The sequence below is a fragment of the Veillonella sp. CAG:933 genome, from assembly GCF_000431435.1.
GTDB lineage: Bacteria > Bacillota > Negativicutes > Veillonellales > Veillonellaceae > Veillonella_A.
On the sequence record NZ_HF986245.1, the window covers coordinates 1 to 738 of the forward strand.

At 37.0% G+C, this 738-nt stretch carries 1 protein-coding gene; it reads left to right on the forward strand.

Features of this window, described 5'->3' with window-relative positions; all coding sequences use genetic code 11:
- On the forward strand, window positions 1–738 hold a 738-nt coding region (locus tag QZL64_RS12820; RefSeq protein WP_296309681.1), incomplete at both ends, for a transposase.

Genomic DNA, 738 nt, shown 5'->3' on the forward strand with positions numbered 1-738 from the left:
AAGGCAATTATACTAAACTTTCTGGCTTTCGCCAAGTAGTTTTATCATTGGATTATGGCTTTCAGATCGGACCAAAAGAACCGGTGAGATTACTGGATGCTGTATTGGAGGAACTGGACTATACAAGGTTGCAGCATTTATATTCTTCAAAAGGAAGAAAATCTTTAGTACCTCCCCATCTTTTGTTTAAAGTCTATGTGTTAGCTATGACCGAAGGCATTGTATCTGTTCGCAAAATTGCTGAGCAATGCACTAAAAATATCCATTACATGTGGCTCTTACAGGGCTATCCGACTCCGTCTCATATGGTATTTCATCGATTCTTTCAACGCTTAACTGTTGATGTACTTAGAGATTTGTTATCTCAATTTATTCAAGCATTAAGTGAATTTGACAGCTTAGATTTTTCTGAAGTATTCATCGACGGAACTAAATGGGAAGCCTATGCAAATAAATACACCTTTGTGTGGAAAAAGGCAATTCTTAAGCACTATGCTAAGTTACCGGATAAATTGTTAGTTCTTCAATATGAAATACAAAATCTTTTGGACATAGACGTCTCAGATATGACTGAAGATGAACTATTGGTTTTGCTGGAGCAATCCATACGCGAAAAGCAAATTGAGTTTGTACACGGTACCGGTAAACGAAAACATCCATTGCAAAGAGCTTTTGAATCCTGTTTAGCCTTGCGTGACAAGCGAAATGAATATGATGAAAAGTTAGCTATTCTAGGCT